At 40.0% G+C, this 24,679-nt stretch carries 24 protein-coding genes and 2 tRNA genes; 9 read left to right on the top strand and 17 right to left on the bottom strand.

Annotation, left to right across the window (positions count from 1 at the left end):
• Positions 1-50: 50 nt before the first annotated feature.
• Genes ACXITR_RS02320 through ACXITR_RS02300 form a run of 5 tightly spaced genes read right to left on the bottom strand, consistent with a single transcriptional unit; the run spans position 51 to position 3,933 of the window.
• The gene (locus ACXITR_RS02320; RefSeq protein WP_457995620.1) at positions 51-884 is read right to left on the bottom strand and encodes a hypothetical protein; all 834 of its coding nucleotides are present in this window, start codon (positions 882-884) and stop codon (positions 51-53) included.
• Between the two features lie 46 nt (positions 885-930).
• Positions 931-2,091 (bottom strand): LptF/LptG family permease, encoded by a 1,161-nt coding sequence (locus ACXITR_RS02315; protein WP_457995619.1) that lies wholly within the window; start codon positions 2,089-2,091, stop codon positions 931-933.
• Between the two features lie 5 nt (positions 2,092-2,096).
• Positions 2,097-2,825, bottom strand: coding sequence for an LPS export ABC transporter ATP-binding protein (lptB, locus tag ACXITR_RS02310; protein ID WP_457995618.1), 729 nt, complete (start codon positions 2,823-2,825; stop codon positions 2,097-2,099).
• A 36-nt stretch (positions 2,826-2,861) separates the two neighbouring features.
• Positions 2,862-3,290 carry an LptA/OstA family protein gene (locus tag ACXITR_RS02305; protein ID WP_457995650.1) on the bottom strand — a complete coding sequence of 143 codons (429 nt, stop codon included), beginning with the start codon at positions 3,288-3,290 and terminating at the stop codon, positions 2,862-2,864.
• Between the two features lie 43 nt (positions 3,291-3,333).
• A complete protein-coding gene (locus ACXITR_RS02300; protein WP_457995617.1) occupies positions 3,334-3,933 on the bottom strand; it encodes a PAP/fibrillin family protein in 600 nt (199 codons plus the stop codon).
• Positions 3,934-3,992: 59 nt separating this feature from the next.
• Here ACXITR_RS02300 and ACXITR_RS02295 point away from each other — a divergent pair, with 59 nt between their 5' ends.
• Positions 3,993-4,241 (top strand): DUF3134 domain-containing protein, encoded by a 249-nt coding sequence (locus ACXITR_RS02295; protein WP_457995616.1) that lies wholly within the window; start codon positions 3,993-3,995, stop codon positions 4,239-4,241.
• A 54-nt stretch (positions 4,242-4,295) separates the two neighbouring features.
• Here the strand turns inward: ACXITR_RS02295 and rbfA are convergent, their stop codons facing one another.
• From rbfA to ACXITR_RS02280, 3 genes are all read right to left on the bottom strand, one after another.
• The gene (gene rbfA, locus ACXITR_RS02290; protein ID WP_457995615.1) at positions 4,296-4,676 is read right to left on the bottom strand and encodes a 30S ribosome-binding factor RbfA; all 381 of its coding nucleotides are present in this window, start codon (positions 4,674-4,676) and stop codon (positions 4,296-4,298) included.
• A 41-nt stretch (positions 4,677-4,717) separates the two neighbouring features.
• Positions 4,718-4,921 carry a DUF751 family protein gene (locus ACXITR_RS02285; protein ID WP_193800647.1) on the bottom strand — a complete coding sequence of 68 codons (204 nt, stop codon included), beginning with the start codon at positions 4,919-4,921 and terminating at the stop codon, positions 4,718-4,720.
• Positions 4,922-5,188: 267 nt separating this feature from the next.
• Entirely contained in the window at positions 5,189-6,364 is a 1,176-nt protein-coding gene (locus ACXITR_RS02280; protein ID WP_457995614.1) for a response regulator, read from the bottom strand.
• Positions 6,365-6,579: 215 nt separating this feature from the next.
• Here ACXITR_RS02280 and ACXITR_RS02275 point away from each other — a divergent pair, with 215 nt between their 5' ends.
• A complete protein-coding gene (locus ACXITR_RS02275; protein WP_457995613.1) occupies positions 6,580-7,350 on the top strand; it encodes a matrixin family metalloprotease in 771 nt (256 codons plus the stop codon).
• A 2-nt stretch (positions 7,351-7,352) separates the two neighbouring features.
• Positions 7,353-7,601 carry an HNH endonuclease gene (locus ACXITR_RS02270; protein ID WP_457995612.1) on the top strand — a complete coding sequence of 83 codons (249 nt, stop codon included), beginning with the start codon at positions 7,353-7,355 and terminating at the stop codon, positions 7,599-7,601.
• A gap of 122 nt (positions 7,602-7,723) precedes the next feature.
• Here ACXITR_RS02270 and ACXITR_RS02265 read toward each other — a convergent pair.
• Together ACXITR_RS02265 and gnd are read right to left on the bottom strand one after the other, a co-directional pair.
• Positions 7,724-7,797: transfer RNA gene (locus ACXITR_RS02265), tRNA-Met, on the bottom strand.
• Positions 7,798-7,900: 103 nt separating this feature from the next.
• Positions 7,901-9,322: a decarboxylating NADP(+)-dependent phosphogluconate dehydrogenase gene (gene gnd, locus ACXITR_RS02260; RefSeq protein WP_457995611.1), complete on the bottom strand. Its 1,422-nt coding sequence runs from the start codon at positions 9,320-9,322 to the stop codon at positions 7,901-7,903.
• Between the two features lie 335 nt (positions 9,323-9,657).
• On the opposite strand from gnd, the gene aroA reads away from it, so the two are divergent.
• Together aroA and eno are read left to right on the top strand one after the other, a co-directional pair.
• Positions 9,658-11,013, top strand: coding sequence for a 3-phosphoshikimate 1-carboxyvinyltransferase (gene aroA, locus ACXITR_RS02255; RefSeq protein WP_457995610.1), 1,356 nt, complete (start codon positions 9,658-9,660; stop codon positions 11,011-11,013).
• A gap of 129 nt (positions 11,014-11,142) precedes the next feature.
• The gene (eno, locus tag ACXITR_RS02250; protein WP_457995609.1) at positions 11,143-12,432 is read left to right on the top strand and encodes a phosphopyruvate hydratase; all 1,290 of its coding nucleotides are present in this window, start codon (positions 11,143-11,145) and stop codon (positions 12,430-12,432) included.
• On the opposite strand, the gene coaE is transcribed toward eno, so the two are convergent.
• On the bottom strand, positions 12,418-12,999 hold the full coding sequence (gene coaE, locus ACXITR_RS02245; protein ID WP_457995608.1) for a dephospho-CoA kinase: 582 nt from the start codon (positions 12,997-12,999) through the stop codon (positions 12,418-12,420). The two genes, eno and coaE, sit on opposite strands and share 15 nt — an antisense overlap.
• A gap of 174 nt (positions 13,000-13,173) precedes the next feature.
• Positions 13,174-15,582 carry an HD family phosphohydrolase gene (locus ACXITR_RS02240; protein ID WP_457995607.1) on the bottom strand — a complete coding sequence of 803 codons (2,409 nt, stop codon included), beginning with the start codon at positions 15,580-15,582 and terminating at the stop codon, positions 13,174-13,176.
• Between the two features lie 414 nt (positions 15,583-15,996).
• Between ACXITR_RS02240 and iscB the strand changes: the two genes are divergently transcribed.
• Positions 15,997-17,277 carry an RNA-guided endonuclease IscB gene (gene iscB / locus ACXITR_RS02235; protein WP_457995606.1) on the top strand — a complete coding sequence of 427 codons (1,281 nt, stop codon included), beginning with the start codon at positions 15,997-15,999 and terminating at the stop codon, positions 17,275-17,277.
• A 156-nt stretch (positions 17,278-17,433) separates the two neighbouring features.
• Here iscB and ACXITR_RS02230 read toward each other — a convergent pair.
• Positions 17,434-17,505 (bottom strand) — tRNA-Cys (locus ACXITR_RS02230).
• Between the two features lie 58 nt (positions 17,506-17,563).
• Here ACXITR_RS02230 and ACXITR_RS02225 point away from each other — a divergent pair.
• Complete coding sequence (locus ACXITR_RS02225) at positions 17,564-18,049, top strand: CYTH domain-containing protein (protein ID WP_457995605.1); 486 nt, start codon at positions 17,564-17,566, stop codon at positions 18,047-18,049.
• An 87-nt stretch (positions 18,050-18,136) separates the two neighbouring features.
• The gene (ndk, locus tag ACXITR_RS02220; protein WP_457995604.1) at positions 18,137-18,586 is read left to right on the top strand and encodes a nucleoside-diphosphate kinase; all 450 of its coding nucleotides are present in this window, start codon (positions 18,137-18,139) and stop codon (positions 18,584-18,586) included.
• A 39-nt stretch (positions 18,587-18,625) separates the two neighbouring features.
• Here the strand turns inward: ndk and ACXITR_RS02215 are convergent, their stop codons facing one another.
• Positions 18,626-20,158, bottom strand: a complete 1,533-nt coding sequence (locus tag ACXITR_RS02215; protein WP_457995603.1) for a phytoene desaturase family protein — start codon at positions 20,156-20,158, stop codon at positions 18,626-18,628.
• Between the two features lie 335 nt (positions 20,159-20,493).
• On the opposite strand from ACXITR_RS02215, the gene ACXITR_RS02210 reads away from it, so the two are divergent.
• Positions 20,494-20,799 (top strand): 2Fe-2S iron-sulfur cluster-binding protein, encoded by a 306-nt coding sequence (locus tag ACXITR_RS02210; RefSeq protein WP_457995602.1) that lies wholly within the window; start codon positions 20,494-20,496, stop codon positions 20,797-20,799.
• 68 nt (positions 20,800-20,867) lie between these two features.
• Here ACXITR_RS02210 and ACXITR_RS02205 read toward each other — a convergent pair whose 3' ends face one another.
• The 3 genes from ACXITR_RS02205 to ACXITR_RS02195 form a co-directional block, all read right to left on the bottom strand.
• Complete coding sequence (locus ACXITR_RS02205; RefSeq protein WP_457995601.1) at positions 20,868-22,067, bottom strand: CapA family protein; 1,200 nt, start codon at positions 22,065-22,067, stop codon at positions 20,868-20,870.
• A gap of 149 nt (positions 22,068-22,216) precedes the next feature.
• On the bottom strand, positions 22,217-22,963 hold the full coding sequence (locus tag ACXITR_RS02200) for a YebC/PmpR family DNA-binding transcriptional regulator (protein ID WP_457995600.1): 747 nt from the start codon (positions 22,961-22,963) through the stop codon (positions 22,217-22,219).
• 236 nt (positions 22,964-23,199) lie between these two features.
• The gene (locus tag ACXITR_RS02195) at positions 23,200-24,426 is read right to left on the bottom strand and encodes a hypothetical protein (protein ID WP_457995599.1); all 1,227 of its coding nucleotides are present in this window, start codon (positions 24,424-24,426) and stop codon (positions 23,200-23,202) included.
• Positions 24,427-24,679: the final 253 nt, after the last annotated feature.

Here is a 24,679-nt window from a genome sequence, read left to right as displayed (position 1 = left end):
GTTTATTATCTCTTAGGTTGAACTTATTTGATGGAAGGGTTTACCGAAATTTAAAAAGGAGATTGATTGGTTTGAGAAGGTCTAGCACTCGGTACATTTGCACTACCTTGATTGGGGCTAGTACCGACACCTTGAGAGTTAGAAACCCAAGGGATAGGATTATTATTATTCCCCATATTGGAATTATTTTGAACCGAAGGTGGATTATAAATTTGGCTCCCCACAGGAGGAACATTACTGGGCATACTTTGGGGTCGATTCATGTTCCCACGGGGATTGTAATTCGTCATTACATTGCTCACTGCCTGATTTAGAGGACTAGGAGATATGGACGTTTGGGAAGACTGTCTTTGCTCGTTTAGTTCGGGGCTAAGTAACCCTTGATTGATCAAGTTATTATTGCTGTCACCCCCAGATGGTCTTACTTGGGGAGAAATACGAGGTAAGGATAAAACCTGCTCATATAAACGGGTTTGCCCAGTTCTATTGGGGGTAGCTCCTTGGATAGTATCCCTTGAGCCGCCTCCTAATATATCAAATTCTGCAATGTCTTCTGAGTCGGAAAGATTTTCTCCCCCCGTAGGATTTTGAGGGGAAGATACATTATTCTCAGGGTTTAACGAGGTATTCTCTGAAGTATTATCAGACTCATTCTGATTTTCGACTCCATCAACTTCTTCTACTTCAACGGTGGCCCCTGTGCTGGAGGGAGGGGGGGTTTCTCTGCTAACTTGTCTAAATTGGTCGTTGATGACGATGAGTTGCCAAGCAACAATTCCGATTACCCCGAGTCCTACTACTGCTGTTAAGAATAATGGATTTAGAAAAGTACCCATTCTTGATTTGAGATAGTCGGGGGAGTTTTTTCGAGAAGGAGGTGCCATGATAAAAATATCCAATGATTGTCGGCACTTTCAATTATATCACTGTCTATTTAACATTGATGTAAAGAAGCCAACTGGCTAGGGTAAAACCAATAATATTTCCTAACCATGCGCCCATCAATGGGTTAAGGATGCCTGACATTGCTAAGGATTCTCCCATGAATGAAATGACGTAGTAGGCTAAGATGATGGCGATGCAGACACCAAAACTTTTGGCTTTTCCTGTATTTTGGGGGCGAATACCTAACGCAGATCCCATCATGGCAAATACAATACACACAAAGGGTAAGGCTATCTTACTTTGAATTTTTACCGCTAGTTTACGGGCTTCACTTTGGTCTCCTTCTAATCTGGCAGTTTCTAGGTACTCTTGGGCTTGACTGATACTCATTTCATCATAACTTAGGGGGCGATCTGCAAAATCTAGGGGCGCTCGGGGGAGGGATAGTTGTTGATGTTGGAAGCGTACAACATTTCTTGAGCTACCGTCTGTGGCGATCGCATAGATGGTGCCATTAAAAAAATCCCAAATATTTTCACGAATATTCCATTGGGCAGTTTCAGCGGTTAAAACTTGATTGACTCCTTCCCTCGAAAAATCAAGGATGGTAAGGTACTTCATTTGATTACCATTAAATTCCTCCGCATAAAAAAGCCGAACTAAACCATAACTAACGGAGCCGTCACTTTTGACAATATCTGCATATTCAGGGTACAAAATATTTTGTTGACTTAAACTAGGTTGTACTTGATTTAGGGCTTGTTGTAAAACAATGGTGGCTTGTCGATTGGTGGAGGGAGTTACAACATCGTTAATAAAAAATGTGATACCCGTAATGGAAAGACTTAGAATGAGGGCTGGTACTACTAAGCGATAAAGACTCACCCCCACACTTCGTAAAGCAATAATTTCGCTATCACTAGAAAGACGACTATAGGCAACTAGGGTTGCTAAAAGTATTGACATGGGAAAGGCAAAAACTATAAACTCTGGTACCCTAAGCAGAAAAATATGAACGGCTACGCTTACAAATAACCCTGACTCGGTAACTCGACGAATGAGATCAAATAATGTACCGATGGATAGCCCTAGGGCAGTAAATAAACCGATACCAAATAGAAATGGTATGATTATTTCTCCCAGAACATATTTATCCATAAGGGAGATATGGAATTTTAGGGGTTGAGTAGTTTTCTTTTCTTCCATCAGAGTTATATTTTAAAGTTATCTCCTAGGTAATATTGTCGCACAAGGGAATTTTTATAAAGTTCTTCAGCGGTTCCCGATGCCAAAATTTGCCCTTCTCGCATGATATACGATCGCCCCGTAATCGCCAAAGTTTCCCGAACATTGTGATCTGTAATTAAAATACCCATCCCTCGATTTTTGAGGTCTTCAATAATTTTCTGAATCTCTGATACCGCAATGGGATCAACCCCCGCAAAGGGTTCATCCAGCAACAAAAATTTAGGTCCATCCCTGCCCACCGCCAAAGCCCTAGCTAATTCCGTGCGTCTTCTTTCTCCCCCTGATACCTGAGAACCTTTGGTATTGACCACTTTTTCAAGGCGAAAGTCTTCGATGAGTTGTTTTAGTCTGATGTGACGGTTACGGGATGAGAGGCTACTTTGTTCGAGGACTAATTCTATGTTTTCTCGGACGGTGAGGTTGCGAAAGATACTGGCTTGTTGGGTAAGATAGCCGATACCAAGTCTTGCCCTTTGACTGAGTTGCAGGGAGGTGATGTCCTGCTCATCCAAGTTTACTTCTCCTAGGTTGGGCATGATTAATCCTGTGGTGATATAGAAGGTGGTGGTTTTTCCTGCTCCATTGGGCCCTAGTAGCCCGACTATTTCCCCTTGTTTTACTTTGAGGTTAACTCGATTGACAATGGCTCTTTTGCCGTAGGATTTATGGATGTTTTTAAGTGCTAATTCCATGGGATTGTGTCGCAAAAACCAGTTTCTTTCTTTATTTTAGGGGTTGTTGGAGTCAATGAGATAAACCGACTCTACTTGTCTTTGGTTTTGGGGGGTGGCGATAAATCTTCCCTCATCGATCAAATAGGTCATGGTTTCGGCTCTCATGCTGTTACCGTCTTGGAGCACTTGAACGTTACCGTTTAGCACTAATCTTCTTTCTTGGCTAAAAAATTGGGCTTGGGCGGAGGTGGCTTGAATATTACGGGATGGAAATTCTATAAATACATTACCTCTGGCGGTGATAACTCCTGTTTCTGAGTTGGCTTCTTGTACGTCAGATCTTACGGTGATGGGTTGTCTGGTATTATTTTGGGCTTGGGCTTGATAAATATTTTTTTCTAGGTTGGGTCCCCCGATGGTGGTAATTAGGGAGGTAATGATGGCGGTGGTAATTAATACGGGAAAATATTTTTTGGGGGTCATTTTATTCATGGCGATCGCACATTAGTTAGTAAAGGACTATTGATTAGATTTTTGAGAGAACAAATATGTTCCCCTGATTACCCCTACTGATGCGTAAATCATGGTCAAGGTAAGTGGTTTCTAACCAGCCGTTGGCATTGGTAAAATTTTCGAGGGCTTGGTTAATTTTGATGTCGAGGGGAAAAAAATGTTTTTTGTTACTAATTTGGGTGATGATGTCTCTAGGAGATAAATACTTGAGCCAGTTTTTTAGGGTAACGATGGTGCGCTCAAATTTTACATTTACTCTCTTCTCTGATTCTACCTTTAAACTAGCGATAACCACCATTACACTATCAAGCAAGGGTAGTCCTCTTATTTCCACAATGTTGTATATCTTTTTGGTGGAGATATGAATAGATTGATAGATATTATCGATTTCTACTAGGGGAATATTATTTAACCCCAACAGACTTTTACTCGAGGTGTACAGTAGTTGCCAATCTCCCTCCAGAAGTTCCTTTTTTTCCATGGGTCGAGGGTTTGGGTTTGTATCCTCTAATTCTTCTATGGCACTGAGGATCTCTACTTTATCACTATCAGAAGTATTTTTTTTACTGTTATAACGGGCGATCGCCCCCAACAAATTAGTTTTCGCATTCATAAATAATCTGGTAAAATGTATGTTCTCAACGAAATTTAGACAGCTAGTTATATTAGTTTATGAAAAATCCCGCACTGCGTAAAGAAAAGCGCTACGAGCCAGCACCTGTAATTCCTTTAAAACAGGAAGGTTCAATCTTAGACTGGTTAGAAAGCAATAATAAAATCATGTACCGAGAGGAAAAAGAAGAAAAAACCCACATCCTCCCCGTATCCGAAGATGAAGAAATCTCTGAACTCATTGAAGACGATGACGATGATGATGATTATGAAGAACAGGATTCCGACGTAGATGATGATCTACTTTAATAGAGTTAACTTAAAGGGTATAGGGCATAAACCCTAACCCCCACACCCCAAAAACTATTCCTCCGCCCCAATCTCCTCTTCTCCTAGGGGAGTGATACGATTAATCAACTGAATTAATTGATCTCCTTTTTCCAAAGAAGAGTCCTCCATAAATCTTATCTGGGGAGTATGACGTAAATTTATTTTGCTTCCTAAACTACGTCTCACAAACGCCGTACAAGCCTTTAAACCCTCCATAGTCTCTTTTTTAGCTTCCGAAGTACCATAAATACTCACAAAAACCTTAGCGTGTTGTAAGTCTCCAGAAACCTCCACATGGGTAATGCTGACCATTCCAGCACCCACACGATCATCTTTTATTTCATTGATGAGCATTTGACTTACTTCTCTTTTAATGAGAGATGATACTTTTTCAATACGACGACTATTAGCCATTTTTCTATTTTAAAAAATTCTTTAATACACAACATTTTTTGTTAGGTTGCACTGAGTCCTAACATTGCCTCTAGGGTAAAATAAAGGAAGGAAAAAATCCCGATCAATACCCCAAAAATAGCAATTCCCGTCACAGGGTTTTTAAATAAAGGTTTTATCTGTTCCCATAAAAAAATAAATATTCCTAAAATTAAACTCACCATATAGCGAGGATAACGCAATACATTTTCCCAAAAACCGTCCATAATTTAATTATCTCTGAGTTATTTAATATGTAATTTATTTTATTTTAAGCACTAAATACTATATTTAATTAAGGGATGTGCGGCAAGCTAGAAAGTCATAAAAATTAGTTAATAATTGAGAATAAATAACGCTTTTTTTATTAAATTTTCTCCCTGTGGGATTTTTATTTTTCCCTTTATTCTTTCTAGGTTTACCCTTAAAAACCTTTTATCACATCCTGATCATTATATTCAGTTTAACATCGATTTTTACCAAAAACTTTGGGTTTACCCGTTAGGGTCAAGATTTTTATTGAGAATTTTAATAATATGCTGATCGTGTAATGGTTTAATTAAAACATCTGCAAAGCCTACAGACTTATAATCGTCAGGCTCAATTTTGCTCAAATCATCGGTAATGAGAATAACGGGTATTTGTTGAAAAGCGGTAGTTTTTTTAAATTTACTAATTAAATCATAGGCATTCACAGAAGATAATTCCCTATCCACAAAGATTACTTGAGGATTATTTTGTTGGGCAAATGCGATCGCCAAATCTCCTCTATTAAAAGAGTTAAACTGGTAATCAAGCTCACCCATGGTATTTTTTATATCTTTGGTTACTTGCTCTTGCTCCGTAATACATAAAGCCTTCCTCTGATGTCCATGAATGGAAGAAGGTTTAAATTTGATTAGCCAAGGTAGGGGAATATCCTCAGCCAGAGTTAATTCTATTAACCCTAATTGAAAATAAGGAATCATCATCCGTGTCATCGACACAATATCTTGATTCAACTGAACATGTAAATCTCGTATGGTATTTTTGCCATTAAATAGCTTTTTCATAATCTGATAAGTTTGGGGAGAAGTGCGCCGATTTAACTCTCCTGCTTGACGAATTATAGGGGCTTTATTCGGGGATCTATCCGCTAATTTTGCCCCTAACCATTTTTGCCAATCTTGCCAAACTTCCACGATAATAGGTTCTGTATCGATAAAAACTAAAGGAGATGAGGGGTTTTTATCCTCGACAATATCGAAGTTTACTTCCATTGCCCTTGTTAAATCGAATAAAATTTCTTGAATAATACCACGAATTATTTTATTAGTAACGGCAGGATTTAAAACTTTTTCATCTATTAATAAAGAAAATAAATTGTATTCCCAATTAAGCAGAAATTGTTTATTATTAAAAATTTTCGGGTCAAAAGTATCTAATATTTGTAGAGTTTCAGGAGCATATTTTAGTACATTTCTTCGCCACCGACGACAGGGATGTATGCCCCCCGTAGCATAGGAAATTCTACCCAAATACATAAAGAATACCCATTGAGTACCGTTTCTGGCGGTAAAAATCAATTTCCCCGTAAACTGAGGAACTTTTAAAGTTTTAAACAAATGTGCTTGTCGGGTGCCGACAAATTGAGGAATGGCGACTTTAAACGACTCATTAATATCCGACATTGTTATTGAGATAAAGGATTAGTAAACTTATTTACGTGTTTTTGGTCTAAGTAATTAAACGGGCTATGAGAGCAAGGAAAGTTATCTTTCTATTTTTAACAGATTGCTTATGGACTCTATTATTATTCTACCAACATATTTGATATATTTTTGATCAATCACACAGCCATGAAAATTATTATAAATACTTGTTTTCATACTATGAAGGTGAACTAATGAAAAAAATCACTAAACATAAATCATTTTTCAGAACATTTCTATTCTCCATATTAGCCATATTTCTTTTTTCGGGATTAGTAACGGCTTCAGATATTACCGATAGATTACCCACTCCCCGCACATTTCCTTTACCTCCACCCCTCGCCTCCCTCACCCTAGATACTGAAGAAAATTATTTTGATCACCTCGAACCCCATTTAGTAGGACATTTGATCTGGTCAGAATTTCCCGTAACAGTATATGTTGCCCCCCCTGACCAAAATCTTTCCGAATCGGGCTATCAAAGACAGTTACAATGGCAAAAAGCCGCCCACAGTGCGATCGCCTCTTGGCAACCATACTTCCCCCTTGCCATAACGGAAATAGAAGACAACGCAGACATTCTTATTCGCCGTCAACCAGCCCCAATCAGGGGAAAATTTAGCGCAGAAACAGGACTTTTTGACTTACCGAGGATTACTGCAGCTACGGCCACGGTGAGATTTTATGCAACCCAAACCCCTCCAGCAAAACTAAAACATCAAATGATAATTGAAGTTAGCCCCCATCAAACCTTTGACTATTGGGTTAACAATATAAAACACGAATTAGGACATGCCCTTGGTATTTGGGGACACAGCCCCAATCAAGATGATATAATGTATCATGCCCAAACCCGCAACATCCCCACCATATCCCCCAGAGATTTAAACACCCTCATCAAAATTTATCAGCAACCCACGAGACTAGGAGGCACTTTTCCCCCATCCCCATCCGCCACGAGATAACCATGAAAAAGAAAAAAACAAAACGCATCCCCATTCCCCCAGAAGTTAGAAAATACGTTTATCAAAGGGATAATTACCGCTGTCAAAGTTGCGGCAAACCAAGCCAAGAAACCACTCTTAATATTGATCATATAATTCCCCTAGCTAAGGGAGGAAGTAATGATATTAGTAATTTGCAAACCCTCTGCTCTAATTGTAATTTACAAAAAAAAGATAAATTAGATCATCGCTTTCGCCGCCATTATTCGTAAATATATTTTTATGATAGTTCAAATGATAAGGGCGATCGCACTCTATTGCGTAGATATAATGGTACTAATTTTTTGTGGATGTTTAATAGCGTAGAGAGATTAATCACAGGAATAGTAAAAAATGGCTCGAGGCAGATTTGAACTGCCGACCTTGGGCTTATGAGTCCCCTGCTCTAACCTACTGAGCTACCGAGCCTTATTTCGTAACGGTTAACTATTATAGCTAAATATCCATAGAAATTCAAGGGAAAAATAAAAAAATTATCTTTCCCCCTGCCCACACTTAAACCCAAACCAGATTAACCATCCATCCATTCAGTGTGGAAAAATTCTCCACGGGGTTTATCAGTGCGCTCGTAAGTATGAGCTCCAAAATAATCCCTTTGGGCTTGGGTTAAATTTTGAGGTAATCTCTCACTGCGATAACTATCAAAATAGTCAAGGGAAGCATTAAACGCAGGGGCAGGAATACCCATAGAAGTAGCCATCATCAACACATCTCGCCATGCTTGCTGACGGTCTAACATACTTTGTTTAAACTCAGGGGCAAGAAGTAAATTAGGTAAATCAGGATTATCAGAAAACGCCTTATTAATTTTACCTAAAAATCCAGCCTTGATGATACAGCCACCCTTCCAAATTCGGGCAACTTCGGGCAGATTAATATTAAAACCAAACTCCTCGGACGCCTTAGCAATTAAAGCCATACCTTGGGCATAGGAACACATCTTAGAACAATATAGAGCATCCCTAACCTTGGGAATAAAACTCTCCACATCTCCTGTAAACTCAGAAGTAACCCCTTTCAATTCTTGAGAGGCTTTGACTCGTTCATCTTTAAAACCTGAAATTACCCTAGCATTTACCGCTGCATAGATGGTGGGAATAGGTACAGCCAACTCCAAAGAGCTTACCACAGTCCAGCGCCCCGTACCCTTTTGCCCCGCTGCATCCATGATTAAATCAATGAGATGTTTGCCAGTTTCGGGATCTTTTTTGGGGAAAATATTGGCAGTAATATCAATCAAGAAAGAATCTAACTCCTCGGTTTTATTCCATTCACTAAATACTTCATGGAGTCTTTCATTGCTCAAACCCAAACCGTTTTTAAGTAAATCATAGGCTTCAGCAATCAACTGCATATCACCGTATTCGATGCCATTATGTACCATTTTCACATAATGCCCAGCGCCCCCAGGACCAATATAAGTAACACAAGGGCCATCATCAACTTGAGCCGCAATCTTGGTTAAGATAGGTTCTAAATCTTGATAAGCGGATTCAGTACCCCCCGGCATAAGGGAAGGACCATTGAGCGCCCCTTCTTCACCACCACTGACACCCATACCCATAAAGCCTAAACCCGTGGCTTCTAGTTCCTTGGTACGTCTTTCGGTGTCTTCATAGAGGGAGTTCCCACCATCAATAATCATATCTCCTTCTTCGAGGAGGGGTTTTAGCTGTTGAATGACGGCATCTACGGGGCCTCCTGCTTTTACCATCACCAGAATTTTGCGAGGGCGTTCGAGGGTTTTTACAAATTCTTCTAGGGAATAAGCCGCTTTTACGTCTTTATCTTTTGCCCTAGTGGCCATGAAGTTTTCCGTTTTATCTGGGCTACGGTTATAAACGGCAATGGGAAAGCCCCTACTTTCAACGTTAAGAGCTAGGTTTTCGCCCATTACAGCTAGTCCAATTACTCCAAAGGTTCTTTTAGTCATAAAAATGTTTATGTTTTGTACTTATTACACTTTTAGGTTAGCTTGATATTTTGGTTTTGTTTCCGAAGATATTGTTAAAAAAATAGAGAATAAGTAGGTTGGCTAAATTAATTCTAGCTTTTCTTATCCTAGTAAGATTCTTATACAACACACAGGGGCAAGGGGCTTAAGGACTTTGTTATCCATTAGGCACATCAATTTAATTATGACTACTCAATTAAACATAATTTACCAAAGCAATTAATAATCAAACTTCGTTTACTCCTACCCCTAATCTCCCCTACTCCCCATTTCCTCAATCTGGCAAGTATCTGGTAAGATCTAAATTTCAATTCATGTTCGGAGATGTTGATTTTACTGTGATTAAACTGATTAAAACTCCCCAAGAAGACCAGTTGATAATTACCCATAATGGTGATGGTTTACAAGGTACTATTTCTATCCCGGGGGATAAGTCTATTTCCCACCGTGCTTTGATGTTAGGGGCGATCGCCTCTGGACAAACCACCATCGAAGGATTATTATTAGGGGAAGACCCTCGTAGTACGGCAAAATGTTTTCAGGCCATGGGGGCAACCATATCAGAGTTAAACACACAAAAAGTCGTTGTAGAAGGCATTGGCAACCAAGGATTACAAGAACCTACCGATATTCTTGATGCGGGTAACTCAGGCACTACCATGCGCTTAATGTTGGGTTTGTTGGCATCTCAACCCGGTAAGTTTTTCACCGTCACAGGGGATAACTCATTGCGATCGCGCCCTATGTCTCGGGTAGTAAAACCTTTACAACAGATGGGAGCATTAATCTACGGTAGAAAAGATAATCAAAACGCGCCCCTAGCGGTAATCGGACAAAATTTAAAACCCATCCATTACCATTCCCCCATCGCCAGCGCTCAGGTAAAATCCTGTATTTTGTTGGCAGGGTTGATGAGTGAAGGGAAAACCACCGTTACCGAACCTGCTCTATCACGGGATCACAGCGAAAGGATGTTACGGGCTTTTGGGGCAAAATTGGACATCGATCCAGATACTAACAGCGTTACCATTGAAGGTAAAACCCCCCTTATGGGGCAAAAGGTAATCGTACCGGGGGATATAAGCTCGGCGGCCTTTTGGCTAGTGGCAGGGGCGATCGCACCTAATTCAGATTTGTTGATCGAAAATGTGGGGGTAAACCCTACCCGTGTGGGCATCTTGGAGGCTTTACAGATGATGGGGGCGGATATTACCCTAGAAAACCAAAGGGAAGCAGCGGGGGAACCCGTGGCGGATTTGCGGGTGAAGTCTAGTCAGTTAAAGGGTTGTACCATCGAGGGAGCTATAATTCCCCGTCTCATTGATGAAGTACCTATTTTAGCCGTGGCGGCCTGTTTTGCAGAAGGAACGACAAAAATTAAAGATGCAGAGGAATTGAGGGTAAAAGAGAGCGATCGCCTTGCGGTAATGGCGTTAGAATTAGGCAAGATGGGGGCAAAAGTTACTGAATATCCTGACGGATTAGAAATCATCGGGGGAAGTCCTCTCCATGGTGCCGATGTAGATAGTTTTACCGATCATCGTATTGCTATGAGCTTGGCGATCGCAGCCTTAATGGCAAAAGGAGAAACCACCATCCACCGTGCCGATGCCGCTTCCATTTCCTATCCCACCTTTGTTGATACCCTCTCCCAACTCACCGCAAACTAAATTTTGTTCGTCACCATCAAATATATGAACTACATTAAGACTAAGTTAGATAATTTTTACCTAACTGACTATCGTAAAAGTTAGTTTTATTTAATAATAGACAAGGTCATCGAGAAGGTAGATAAATAAATGCTAGAACAAGATTCCATATTGATTGAAGAAATTGAAGCTAGGGAGATATTAGACTCCCGTGGGCGCCCCACCGTAGAAGCAGAAGTACGCCTAGAAAGCGGCGTGGTAGGTATTGCCCAAGTGCCTAGCGGTGCCTCTACTGGTAGCTTTGAAGCCCATGAATTGAGAGATGGAGATCCTAATCGCTACGGTGGTAACGGGGTTTTAAAAGCCGTACGCAACATCAGAGAAAAAATTGCTCCCGAACTACTTGATATTGACGCTTTTGATCAGGTGGGCATCGATACAGCTATGATTAACCGTGACGGTTCCCCCAACAAGAAGAATTTGGGTGCTAATGCCATTCTTGCGGTATCCCTCGCCAATGCCAAGGCGGTAGCCCTTGAATTACAGATGCCTTTATATCGTTATTTGGGCGGCCCTTTAGCCAATGTTTTACCTGTTCCCATGATGAACGTTTTAAATGGTGGTTCCCATGCTGATAATAATGTGGACTTCCAAGAGTTTATGATTATGCCCGTGGGTGCGGAAACTTTCTCTGAGGCTCTAAGATGGGGTGCAGAAATTTTTGCTTCCTTGAGCAAGGTTTTAAAGGGAAAAGGCTTACTCTCTGGGGTAGGTGATGAGGGGGGATACGCTCCCAATCTAGGGTCTAACCAAGAGGCTCTGGACTTGCTTATACAGGCGATCGAGGTGGCTGGTTATAAACCGGGAGAACAGGTTGCTTTGGCTATGGATGTGGCGGCCAGTGAGTTTTACAAAGATGGTCAATATGTTTATGATGGCTCTGCCCATTCCTCGGAGGAGTTTATCGATTATTTAGAGGATTTGGTGGGTAAATATCCCATTATTTCCATCGAGGATGCCCTACAGGAAGATGATTGGGATACCTGGAAAACCCTTACTGACAGATTAGGTTCTAAAATTCAATTAGTCGGCGATGATTTATTTGTCACCAATGCCACCCGTTTACAAAAGGGTATTGATTTGGGTATTGCCAATTCTATCTTAATCAAGTTGAATCAAATTGGTACCCTCAGCGAAACCCTAGAAACCATCCACTTGGCTACCCGTAAAGGTTATCGCTCTGTTATCAGTCATCGCTCTGGGGAAACGGAAGATACTACCATCGCTGATTTGGCGGTAGCTACCCGTGCGGGGCAAATTAAAACTGGTTCTCTTTGTCGTAGTGAAAGGGTTGCAAAATATAACCGTTTATTACGCATTGAACATCAATTGGGAGATAGGGCTGTATATGCTCCTAAAATTGGTTTAGGTCCTTGTTAGAATCTTTTGATCTATTTTCTGATATAGGTCTTTTATATCTCCAGAATTGTCTATAACTACATCTGCCCTTTTGAGTTTTTCTCTTAGGGGCATTTGATTTGTAATGCGGGCGATCGCACTTTCTTCGGACAAACCATTTCGCTGTTGTAATCGAGCCACTTGAGCATCAAAATCAGCATAGACTACCCAGACTTCATCCACTAAATCAGTCATTTGTGCTTCAAACAAAAGAGGAATAGATAACACCATCATCGGTGCTTCACACTCCCTAACTTCCCTCTCCATTGCTTTTCTCACGTAAGGATGAATTTGCCCCTCTAACCACACTTTTTCGGCTTCATCATTAAAAATAATCTCCCCTAACCTAACCCGATTGATAGTTACATCCGCCAATAATATTTGCGCCCCATAACGGTTTACGATGTTTTTATAGATAGGAGAATAAACCTTTACCGCTTCCCTCGCCAAAATATCTGCATCCACCACAGGGATTTTATACTTATTTTCTAAATACTTCGATACCGTACTTTTACCTGTGGCAATACCCCCTGTCAAACCAATAATCATAATTTAAATTTATATTTAAATGAGCCATGGGGCTCGGAACTTTTTGTTGTACTAAATCTGATTTATAAACTGTACTTTTATTGGTTATTTATTGCAAGGGGCTTAAGCCCATTGTTGACCTCATTAGTATAAAATTTTTATCTCTTACCTTCATTATCCATTGTCAATTATCAATTATTTAGAGGTTTTCATTTCCAAAGCCCCTTTAGGATAAACAATCCGTTTATGATTAAACTGTTGCCAAACATTGATAAACACTTCTGCAATAATAGGTAACTCATCATAACGTAACCCCGAATCATCCAGTTGATGGTCACGCCAACGGGCCTTAAAAATCTTGTTAACCATACCCATAGCCTGTTCAGGGGTAGCGTCATTGAGCGATCGCAACGCCGCCTCACAACCATCGGCTAACATTACAATACCTGTCTCACGGGATTGGGGAATAGGGCCATCGTAACGGAAATTGGTTTCATCGATTTCTATGTCAGGATTTTCCTCTTTTTGAGTTTTGGCTTGATAATAAAAATAGGAAATTAATAAAGTGCCTTGATGTTCGGGGATAAAATTACGAATAGCTTGGGGTAAACCATGTTTTTTTGCCATCAAAATCCCTTCGCTAACGTGTTTTTTAATAATATCAGCACTTTTCCAAGGATCATTTATTTCGTCATGTTTATTATGACCCCCCATCTGATTTTCAATAAAGCCGAGGGGGTCGTGCATTTTTCCTATATCATGATATAAAGTTCCTGCCCTGACTAATTCCACGTTGCAATTTAACTTCCGCGCGGCAGCTTCAGCAAGGGAGGATACAAACATCGTATGTTGAAATGTGCCGGGGGCTTCGGTGGCTAATCGTTTTAATAAAGGACGGTTAGTATTAGATAATTCGGCAAGGCGAATGGGGGTAATCAGGTCAAAAAATCTTTCTAAATAAGGGGAAATACCAAGGGCGATTACTCCATAGGTTAAACCCACTGCCCCATGCCAAATGGCGCTGGGTATAATGGCATACCAAAAACCACCGATGGCGGTACTAGAGGCGAGGGTAACGACGAAGTAAACAGCCCCCTGGGTAAAACCTACTCCACCCCCTAAAAAGGCTAATTCTTCCCGGGAGCGTAAACGGGAGGCGATAATGGCGGCGAGAATAGATGAGACGTAGGAGGAGGCTAGATATTGCCATCCTAAAGTACCTGTTTGAAACAGGGTTAATCCCGCTGTCAGACTTACATGGGCTACGGCTACCACGGGGCCATAAAAACTACTCATCAAAAAACCCACGGCAGGTAAGGAGTTGTAACCCACATCAAATAAACTAATCACTGGTACAGATATACTAAGCAACCACCATAGAAATTGATCTCTTCTTCTTAATCTTCTTTGGGTACGTTTAGATGCGATCGCCATGAATACCACCACAGCCCCCCCTGTCAAAGCCCCAGAGGTTAACACTCCCCCCCAATGGATGCTACGACGACTTAGCCCAAAATTGTCCAACAACACAAACTCACTCTGGGTAATTTGTTGCCCCTCGGCAACGATGGTTTCGTTGGCCTGAATAGAAACCACAATAGGCTCAATTTCTTCGGCAGCCCTTTCTGCCCTCACCCTTGTAGCTTCCTCATCGGTTATTAAATTAGGTCGTAAGTTGGAGCTAATTAAACTGACTAATGCTCCTTCTAGGGCAGGAGAAATATTATTATTAGCTAAATGACTTTGTACTGTTGCCACCCGCATAGTGTCTGGTAAACCAATGGGGATACCTTGGGTAAGAATACGATTGGTAACTCTATTGACTAAATCTCGAATTTCCCTCCACTGTTGCTCTCTCAAATCAAGAAACTGACGTTTATCGCTATCGTTAAGCTCAGAAAAATCGATTAATAAACCTTGGGCTACCTGATAGTTACTTCGGTGGACGGCTATTTGGTTAATCAAATTATCAAATTGTGTTTCATTCGCCCTTTCCTGATAATCTATTAATTCCTCAACGGCTTCTCCAAAACTAGAATTTGCCTCGGAAATAGAAGCTAAATTCTCTCTATTTTCAATGATATTCTGCCACTGGGCTTCATTGGTTGATCTTAAATATTGTTGAACTTCCGTAGAAAGAATCGTGTTATTAATCTCTGGATTTGCCAATAATACTTCCCTTGCCTGTTGGATTTTCTCTAGTTTTTCCCTAATGACACTTTTAATGGAATCCGTCGCGCTCAAATCTTGTTTTAAGGTGGGCAATAAACCATTTCTGGTATTACGACGAAGCTCTTCTGTGGTTTGATGGTCAATAAAGGAGCCATCTTCGGGGGCAATGATGGTATTGGGGGCAATGGTACCAGTTGCTAATTCTGGTTGATTATAGTAACGATAGCTGATTACTCCCGTAATAGTGGTGATGGAGAAAATGATCATTACGGGGGAGTGTACTTTACAGATAAATTTAAACCATTTTGGTTTGGTACTCATGTTATGGTCAGTGTCAGAATATGACTGCTGGGAGTACTCTTGATGGCTTGGGCTATAATAACTTTGTTGCCATCTTTTCAAAGTCTGGCTAATAGACTGTAAAGTTTTCATATATAAAAGTGTGTGAAAGGCTAAGAAGTTGAAGGCGGTTATCCTTTATATTCTCGATTTTGTCTTTCTTTATTTTAATGAATTATTCTTTCTATCTTATCGAAAAGGATCTTAACCTTGAGTATCTTGATTTTGAGGTAAGGTTATATTGAATTAATATTTGTTGGTCAATAACCCACCACTAATCGGATTACCAATATAGTGGGGGCTTGAAATACAGTTATAGTTGACCAGATTCAGGTACTTTACCTACGTTAATGGTAAGAGTTCAAGTTCTTACCTACAGATGCGAAGCTAGTCTGTAGCTCTAAAATCCGAGAATTAAACAGGTTTAAAGGGTTAAGCCAGTGTTTTCGGAAAAGTACCGACCATTAACATTATCGAAGCTAACATTACCCATTTATGGAGGGACTTATGTCCAAAATATTTATCTTAGATACAAATTACAAACCATTAAACCCAATTCATCCTGCACAAGCTAGACAACTATTAAGAAACGGGAAAGCCGCTATTTATCGTAAATATCCTTTTACTCTAATCTTAAAAGAATCTAAACCAGATAGCAATGTCGCTCCTTTGAGACTAAAAATTGACCCTGGGGCTAAATTCACAGGTATTGCTTTAGTTAGCGATACTTCGGGAGAGGTTGTCTTTGCTGCTGAATTACAGCATAGAGGATTTGCCATTAGAGATGCTCTAACTTCCAGAAGACAACTTCGTAGAAGTAGAAGAAATCGTAAAACTCGTTACCGTAAGCCAAGATTTTTAAATAGAACTCGCCATCAAGGTTGGCTACCCCCTAGCCTACAAAGTCGAGTTGAGAATATCAAAACCTGGGTTAAACGATTACAAAAAGTTGCCAACATTACAGCGATTAGCTTGGAGTTAGTTCGTTTTGATATGCAATTAATGCGTAATCCAGAGATTCAAGGAAAAGAGTATCAGCAAGGAGCTTTGGTTGGTTACGAGACTAGAGAATATCTCTTAGAGAAATGGGGCAGAGAATGTGCTTATTGTGGGGCAAAAGATGTTCCCTTAGAAATTGAGCATATTCATCCTAAATCTAAAGGTGGCTCAAACTCCATAACTAACCTTACTTTGAGTTGTCACAAATGCAACACAAAAAAGGGTACTCAGAATATTAAAGATTTTCTCAAAGGTTCTCCCAGACTAGAGAAAATATTAAAACAAGCTAAAAAACCTTTGGCAGATACGGCGGCAGTTAATGCTACCAGAAATGCTCTTTTGGCTATGTTAAAGGAAACAGGATTATCTATAGAGACAGGTTCTGGTGGCTTGACGAAGTTTAATAGATGTCAACAAAACTTACCTAAAACTCATTGGTTAGATGCGGCTTGTGTCGGTACATCAACTCCAACACTTAAGGTAAAAGGCATTAAACCTTTGTTGATCACAGCTAATGGACATGGTACCAGACAATCCTGTCGTACTGATAAATACGGTTTCCCTTCTCGCTATGTGCCTCGTTTTAAGTTTGTTAAAGGATTTCAAACGGGCGATATAGTCAAAGCCATTGTAACTAAAGGAAAGAAGATTGGTACTTATACAGGCAGAGTAGCTGTTCGCTCTAGTGGAAGTTTTAATATTTCTACCAAAAACGGTTTAATTCAAGGTATTAGCCACAAATATTGTCAACATATACACAAAAAGGACGGATATAACTATGCAACATAAGCCTTGCCCCTCTATTCCTCTCACCACCAAGCTGATTACAGCTATGCTGGGAGTCTCCAAGAGGGCGGAAAGATGATGACTAAAAAAACCCTATCAATGGGGGAAAATACCCTTTGTAATAGAGTTTAATATTTTGAAAAATTTTATTATTTTTTAAGGCGGCACCCAGATTCGAACTGGGGGATGAAGGTTTTGCAGACCCTTGCCTTACCACTTGGCTATGCCGCCACTTTTTTAGTCCTTTATTATACTAACTTAAAATAAGTCTAATTTGCAAGGAAAAATTATGTCTGTCGAAATTGAACGCAAATTTTTGGTTAATAAGAAACTTTGGCAACCTCCTGATGATGGGGTAGTTTATCAGCAGGGTTACATTTATACCCAAAATGGTAGCACGGTAAGGGTGAGAATTGCTGGTAATTTGGGTTTTCTCACTCTCAAGGGTAAAACAACGGGCATGAGTCGTTCTGAGTTTGAGTATCCTATTCCTTTGACGGAGGCAGAGGAAATGTTAAGGATTATGTGCGATCGCCCTTTAATTGAAAAAAAACGTTATAAAATCAAAATTGAAGAATTAGTGTGGGAAATAGACGAATTTTTTGGCGATAACCAAGGATTGCTATTAGCAGAAGTAGAACTAACCTCAGAAAATCAAACCATCTCCCTACCCCCATGGATAGATAAGGAAGTAACCGAGGATTTACGCTACTATAATTCTAACCTTGTCAAAAATCCCTACAACAATGGTCAATGGAGCATATCCCCCAACTAAAATAATCGAGAAAACTTGTGAAAAGGTGCAACATCTAAGGTAATCTTTTTTAGGGAAATAAAAATAAATTATTGTTAGGAGCATACCGTGGAACGCACTTTTTTAATGATTAAACCCGACGGAGTACAACGTAACCTCGTAGGTGAAGTAATCAAACGCTTAGAAAATAAAGGATTTACCCTCGTAGGCTTAAAATTAATGGCCGTATCTCAAGAATTAGCCGAAAAACATTATGACGTTCATAAAGAGCGCCCCTTCTTCGGTAGTTTAGTAGAATTTATCATTTCCTCCCCCGTGGTTGCCATGGTATGGGAAGGAGAAGGAGTTGTGGCATCTGCCCGTAAAATTATTGGTGCCACGGATCCTTTAAGTGCTGAACCTGGTACCATTAGAGGAGACTATGGCGTTAATATCGGTAGAAACCTCATCCATGGCTCAGATGCCATTGAAACTGCCCAAAGAGAAGTAAGCCTTTGGTTTAAAGAAGAAGAGCTTTGCTCTTGGCAAAACACCATGAAGCCTTGGCTTTTTGAATAATAAATCTTCGCCCCTCTTTTTTTGAGGGGTTTTTCATCATCATAAAACTTGTAAATGTTGCCACACCGAGGCAAGGGTATTGGCGGTAATCATGCCACTAGCTGCCACCGCAGGGACACCAATGCCGGGGAAAGTAGAATCTCCACAGCAGTATAAATTATTAATAGGAGTAGTGGAGCCTGGGAATAAACCCTCATCTGCATTCCATGCCGCCCCATAGGTGCCTCGATAACGTCTTAAAAATCTTTCGTGGGTTAAAGGAGTACCTACCAACGTTACCTCACATCTTTCCCTAATGTCGGGAATAAATCTTTCTAAGGCTGACCACATAATGTGTGATCGCACCTCCTTTAAATGATTATACTCATCACCATTGCGACTCAACCCAGCCCACAAAGAATAAGGCTCAGTGGCAGGGGTATAAACATGGATAGAATGCTTACCCTCAGGGGCTAAACTAGGATCAAGTATAGAAGGAATCGACACCGCCACCACATTTTGCTCCGCCGTAACCCCCCTATCCCAATCATTAACAATCATATGATGACAAGGTAAATCCGCAGGTAAACCAGCCCCATCAATGCCCAGATGTAAGTGCATAAAACTATCATTCATCGGTGTTTTATCCGCTTTCTCCACAAAATCCCTTGGTAATACCCCCTCCCTCATCAAAGGAATAGTATCCCAAATAGAAGCATTAGAAATCACTGCCCGGCTAGCTTTAATAGTTTTCCCATTCCGTAACACAACCCCCACAGCCCGATTATTTTCCACCATAATCTCCTGCACATGACTAGATAACCATAACTGCCCCCCATGCTTCTCCATGCCCCTTACCAAAGCATTAACCATCGCCTCACTACCCCCCACAGGATAATCCAACACCACATCAGGACGATACCACTCCGCAAACATAAAAGCCATCTCCGCCGCCGAAGTGCCATGGGCAGGTAAACCCGACAACATAAAACACAATAAATCTAACCAATTACGAATAAATTCATCCGTTACCACCTCATCCATAATTTTCCCAAAACTTCCCGTTAACTTACCCGCCGAAAACACATAAGGAAGCATCGACACTGCATAGGGTGCGAGGGTAAAAATAGCTCCCAAATCATAACGAAAAGCCCCCGGAGGAATCGCCGTAGATGCTTTCCCCAAAGGTTTCATCACTTCCTGTAATTTTCGCCACTGCCTACCCGCTTCATTCCCCCGTAATTCGATTAATAACTTATAAAAATCATCCGCACCCACCGCCACATCAAAATAACCCTCAGGCAACCAACAACCCCAGTTATTATAGTTTTTCCACTCCACATCCTCTCCAATAATGTCCAACACTTGACGCAGAGGATTAGTAGAAGGGGAATAGGATAAACCAGAGTATAAAGAAGGGCCCGAATCAAATTTAAAACCCTTATACTCAAAACCATGGGCTGCCCCCCCCGGCAAGGCATGACTTTCACAGACAATTACCTGATAGCCATATTTTGCCAACATTGCCCCACAGCATAAGCCCCCTAAACCACTACCGATAATAACAATGTCTGTTTGCTGTTGATTTGACATGATGACTAGAAATGTAAAGATTATTTAATAATTGTAGGATAAAGGATTATCAATGATCCTTAAAGACTTACTATATAAATGGTGTCAAATTTATCTGACAAAAAATTAAACTCTTAAATAATGTTTGGAGGGGTGAACTTTTTTTATTATTGGTCTCCATAAAGGGTAATATTAAATAAACTCCCTTAAGTAAAAATTAGGTTATTTTGCCCTAAAAATAATCTTAAAATAGGTTAATTAAACAAATTATTAATTATGTTTTTTTGATTTATTTACTTATTTAAAGAGTTTTTTTTCGTTGTTTTTAATATTTATTTAGTGCAAGTTTTATAGAAATGTCCAACAGTTATAAAGTTCATTTAGTTAACGAACAATTAGGAATTGATGCCGTCATCGATGTGATGGCTGATGAGTATATTTTAGATGCGGCCGAAAGACAAGGTTTTAATTTACCTTATTCCTGTCGGGCTGGGGTGTGTGTAAATTGTACTGGAAAACTCAAAGAAGGTACAGTAAATCATGACTATGACTTTTTAAAACCAAAGGAAATTGAAGCGGGGTTTTTCCTTACCTGTAAAGCCTATGCCACTTCTAATTGCACCGTTATTACCCATCAGGAAGATGTTTTATTAGATTTATAATATCTACAGAATGTGACAGGGGGTTTAAACCCCTTGCCCTGAAATAGGAAACCATGAACTATGACTTTTTAGTAGGGTAAATTCACATATACTCCCCTGATATGAGGGTTAACATCTTCTTGCCAGTCAGGGCTATTAATAGGGCGCCAAGTAAAGTTACTGGTGGGGATGGATGAGGGATTTGGTGAATCTTCAAAGGTAGCAGAGGCACTATTTACCCGTAAAGGTATTCCTTGTACTTGCCTGATTTCAAAGGTATCAGCATCCATTAATACTCTCCCTATCATGTCCTGCCCTCTTGCTCGAAGATTGGGGTGGATAAAGTTACCTAAACTTTCAAACATAATCCCTTGTTTTCCCGATGGTTTGTTGATAATGGTGACGGGGCGCCACACATGGGGGCCATGACCAAAGACTATATCTCCGTTATACTGACGAATAAAGGCACTACCGATATTTACTAATTGTTGTTGGGTTTGATCATTCCAGCTATGAAGGGATAAAATTCTGATGTCTGCATTGGCATCTCGGAGCGATCGCAATATGGCATCTCGATCACTAATACAGGTAATATTATTACACGCTCCCCCCACATATAAACTAGCAAAGGCAACTCTTACCATACGCCCTTTTATCTCCATAGTTTGTACCACTGCCACATTTTTCTCTTGGGCTTTACCCACCCCATGCCATAACCAATTAGCCCTCAAAGTTTGGGTTAAATTTCTCATCTGAGAAGCACTCATCAAAGCCCCATCTAAGCCATTTTCTCCCCTAGGGCAATCCCAACTATGATTATTAGCCAAACTAATCAAATTAAAACCCCTTTCGTAGGCTTGGGCGAGGTTAGCAGGATGGGAAACAAAAGTAAAAGAAGTCCTACTGGGTGTACCCCTAAAACTATTACAGCGAGTGCCGACTACGCTTTCCCAATTTAGAAAAGATAAATCTCCTCGGTAGGATTTGCCTGTAGCATCAAGACGATCTAATCGTACTCCAAAATTAGCGGGTAGTCCATCCCCTAGGTTACTCTCAGGGGTAGGAGGTTGACGGTAGGTTAATGCCATGCCAGAGTCACCCACCCCTCTTATGTCAATAAAATCATTAGCTTTTTGCCTGTCTAGGGGTATGGGGGCAAGATTTTGTGAGGAATTTTGAACCAATAAATCTACTTGGTTGATGGCATTTTTTAGAGGCTCTGCTTTTAGCTCACAATTAATGGTATTAAATAATAGGGCTATGCAGATAAAAGAAAGTTTTTTGATCATCTGAGTTAGAGTTTTTTGGGAATGGTTAAAATGTGTGATTAGGCTAGTTATTTAAAATATAATTATATCCATTTAAGAGATTAAAAAAATCATTTATTTCTCTCTTTTGCCTAATGTCACGACACCACTTTTCATTGAACCCTAATTATTTATTCCTCATCAAGTAATTCAAAATTAGCAGTGACATTTTGGACATCATCTAAAGATTCTAAAGCGTCCATTAATCTTAATAAATATTTGGTTTGTTCAGGATCATTTATTTCCACAAAATTATTAGGTATCCAGCGTAATTCCGCTTCTTTAACACTAAATTTATCCCGTAAATGTTGATTAAGATTTTCTAGGTTGGCTACTTCGGTAAATATTTCTGCCCCTTGATAGTCTTCCTCGTCTATCATTTCATAACTTTGGGCATCGGCTTCGAGGGATATTTCTAGTAATTTATCTTCATCGATTTCCCCCTCCAATATTACTACTCCTTTATGATCAAACATCCAACTCACACAACCTGTTTCCCCAAGGTTGCCTCCATTTTTACTAAAGGCTTCCCTCACATCCGCAGCGGTGCGATTACGATTATCGGTGAGGGCTTCAATCAAAACGGCAACCCCTCCAATGCCATAGCCCTCGTAACGGATTTCCTCTAGGTTGGCTTCTCCATCATTATAAGTACCTGCCCCCTTGGCGATCGCCCTGTCGATGTTATCATTAGGTATCCCTGCAGCCTTCGCTTTTTCTACCGCTGTGCGTAACTGAAAATTTCCATCAATATCGGGAATACCATTACGCGCTGCTACAATAATTGCCCGTGAAAGTTGAGTAAAGGTTTTACCTTTTTTTGCATCAACCCTCGCTTTTTGTCTTTTGATATTTGCCCACTTACTATGGCCTGCCATAACTATTTAACTATTGATTAAATTAACACTAAAAATGGATAATTAACTATTAACAATGGTATTTTATTGATTACTAATAGTTCTTACTAAATACTAATATCAACAAACATACTTTTAAATTTATGAAAATATTAATATTACTAAATAAAAACTAATAATAATATAAAAAACAAGAATTGAAAATAGTCAAAAAATTATCCACTAACAAAACTAAACAATGATTATTATTAATTTTATCAATTAATGGTCACAGCCTCCTCACTATCAGAAACTACCTTCATATCTTCCTCATCCTCCACCATAGGCACATCAAGAATTTCCTCAGTGATAATTTCCTCCAAAGATTTATTGTTTTCCTCCTGATTAACCTCACTATCTTCAGTCAAAATATTATCAATCACTTCCTCCACAAAATCTTCTACCTCAGTGATTTCTTCCTCCATGGTTTCTTCCTCAACCACCGAATTAGATTCATTGATAATAGTTTCTTTATCTTCTATCACTTTATCTTTAGAAAGCAGCTCATCTTCAACAATATTTTCCTCCGTATTTATAACCTCATCCTCTACAACCTCCTCTAACACAGGCTCAGGAGATGCCATATAGGTAGGAATAGTAATAGCCTTGGCTTTATTTAAACTAATTTTACCCGTTACTAATTTTGATAAAGTATCCTTAATTTTTGGATCATAATTAATTACCCTTACGGTACTATTAAAAGAGTTTTTGATCACATCTCCACGGTCATCAATAAATTCTAATTTTACCCAGTTTTCCCCCTTATTAAAACCAGTTAAATAAATGGGTTGCCATGTGTCTAACAAAAAAGTTTCCCCATTAACCGTCACTCGAATACGCCAGTCTTGAATACCATCCTCCTGACTTTCTTGGGCGACTAGGTGTAAGGGGGCATTGGTAAGGTAAAAATCAAGCATAATAGGCTCTGCACCGTAATTTCCTTGGGGGCGAGAGTAGGTGAGGAGGGGTTGACTAATGGAAGGATTATTGTCTTCGGTGGGGGTGAAAACATGGAAAGTAGTTTGGGCGTAGGCATCAGGATTTTTAAAACTTTCATGCCATGGGCGAGACGCAAAAACCCTTATGGTGTGGGTGCCGGGGGCTAAATCGGACAAAATTAGAGGCTCATCGGTATTATATACGGCTTGATAGGGTTGATCATCGAGGAAAAAGTGTATATGGGGCCCCATCTGTAATTCTTCATTTTTGAAGATGTCTAATCCTTTGATGTCGAGTTTGACTTCGGCGGTGGTGGTGGAAAGGATTTCATCATTAGCGGGGCTAAGAATACTTACTTGAGGTTGTTTTTGTTGAAAGGTTTTGTTTAATTCTTGAATTAGTTTTGGGGGGGCAACTTCGGCGATGTTATCCACTTTGGGGATGGGGGCGTTATTAGCGTTAAAGGCTTGGACACTATCAATGGTGTCGTTACAACTGCTGATCATGATACTTAAGGAAAAGATGATCAAGCAAGATAATATCTTTTTAATTAGCATATTTTTATCTATATATTATTCTTCGTTTCTATGATAAAGCTCTGTTTACCATGAAGGTTTAGTGAACTACTCAAATCCGCTACGCTGAGATTTGAGCTTCATCCTTCACAGGTTCGTGTCTCAAGACAGATTTACGCCCGCCTTTTGATCTTACCGATCCTCCAGATGCAGAGACGGCTGTTCCCTCCGCCTGTATTTTTCT

Source organism: Cyanobacterium sp., from assembly GCF_054166785.1.
This window is presented reverse-complemented; position numbering and strand designations above follow the sequence as displayed.

What these genes read in the sequence shown, in the direction of transcription:
- ACXITR_RS02210 (WP_457995602.1), top strand. Translation starts at nt 20,494, where the DNA reads ATGTCCAACAGTTATAAAGTTCATTTAGTTAACGAACAATTAGGAATT.
- ACXITR_RS02225 (WP_457995605.1), top strand. Translation starts at nt 17,564, where the DNA reads ATGTCTGTCGAAATTGAACGCAAATTTTTGGTTAATAAGAAACTTTGG.
- ACXITR_RS02320 (WP_457995620.1), bottom strand. Translation starts at nt 884, where the DNA reads ATGGCACCTCCTTCTCGAAAAAACTCCCCCGACTATCTCAAATCAAGA.
- aroA (WP_457995610.1), top strand. Translation starts at nt 9,658, where the DNA reads ATGTTCGGAGATGTTGATTTTACTGTGATTAAACTGATTAAAACTCCC.
- coaE (WP_457995608.1), bottom strand. Translation starts at nt 12,999, where the DNA reads ATGATTATTGGTTTGACAGGGGGTATTGCCACAGGTAAAAGTACGGTA.
- ACXITR_RS02280 (WP_457995614.1), bottom strand. Translation starts at nt 6,364, where the DNA reads ATGTCGGATATTAATGAGTCGTTTAAAGTCGCCATTCCTCAATTTGTC.
- ACXITR_RS02305 (WP_457995650.1), bottom strand. Translation starts at nt 3,290, where the DNA reads ATGACCCCCAAAAAATATTTTCCCGTATTAATTACCACCGCCATCATT.
- ACXITR_RS02300 (WP_457995617.1), bottom strand. Translation starts at nt 3,933, where the DNA reads ATGAATGCGAAAACTAATTTGTTGGGGGCGATCGCCCGTTATAACAGT.
- ACXITR_RS02315 (WP_457995619.1), bottom strand. Translation starts at nt 2,091, where the DNA reads ATGGAAGAAAAGAAAACTACTCAACCCCTAAAATTCCATATCTCCCTT.
- eno (WP_457995609.1), top strand. Translation starts at nt 11,143, where the DNA reads ATGCTAGAACAAGATTCCATATTGATTGAAGAAATTGAAGCTAGGGAG.
- ACXITR_RS02285 (WP_193800647.1), bottom strand. Translation starts at nt 4,921, where the DNA reads ATGGACGGTTTTTGGGAAAATGTATTGCGTTATCCTCGCTATATGGTG.
- rbfA (WP_457995615.1), bottom strand. Translation starts at nt 4,676, where the DNA reads ATGGCTAATAGTCGTCGTATTGAAAAAGTATCATCTCTCATTAAAAGA.
- gnd (WP_457995611.1), bottom strand. Translation starts at nt 9,322, where the DNA reads ATGACTAAAAGAACCTTTGGAGTAATTGGACTAGCTGTAATGGGCGAA.
- lptB (WP_457995618.1), bottom strand. Translation starts at nt 2,825, where the DNA reads ATGGAATTAGCACTTAAAAACATCCATAAATCCTACGGCAAAAGAGCC.
- ACXITR_RS02275 (WP_457995613.1), top strand. Translation starts at nt 6,580, where the DNA reads ATGAAAAAAATCACTAAACATAAATCATTTTTCAGAACATTTCTATTC.
- ACXITR_RS02195 (WP_457995599.1), bottom strand. Translation starts at nt 24,426, where the DNA reads ATGATCAGCAGTTGTAACGACACCATTGATAGTGTCCAAGCCTTTAAC.
- ACXITR_RS02200 (WP_457995600.1), bottom strand. Translation starts at nt 22,963, where the DNA reads ATGGCAGGCCATAGTAAGTGGGCAAATATCAAAAGACAAAAAGCGAGG.
- ACXITR_RS02270 (WP_457995612.1), top strand. Translation starts at nt 7,353, where the DNA reads ATGAAAAAGAAAAAAACAAAACGCATCCCCATTCCCCCAGAAGTTAGA.
- ACXITR_RS02295 (WP_457995616.1), top strand. Translation starts at nt 3,993, where the DNA reads ATGAAAAATCCCGCACTGCGTAAAGAAAAGCGCTACGAGCCAGCACCT.
- ACXITR_RS02205 (WP_457995601.1), bottom strand. Translation starts at nt 22,067, where the DNA reads ATGATCAAAAAACTTTCTTTTATCTGCATAGCCCTATTATTTAATACC.
- ACXITR_RS02215 (WP_457995603.1), bottom strand. Translation starts at nt 20,158, where the DNA reads ATGTCAAATCAACAGCAAACAGACATTGTTATTATCGGTAGTGGTTTA.
- ACXITR_RS02240 (WP_457995607.1), bottom strand. Translation starts at nt 15,582, where the DNA reads ATGAAAACTTTACAGTCTATTAGCCAGACTTTGAAAAGATGGCAACAA.
- iscB (WP_457995606.1), top strand. Translation starts at nt 15,997, where the DNA reads ATGTCCAAAATATTTATCTTAGATACAAATTACAAACCATTAAACCCA.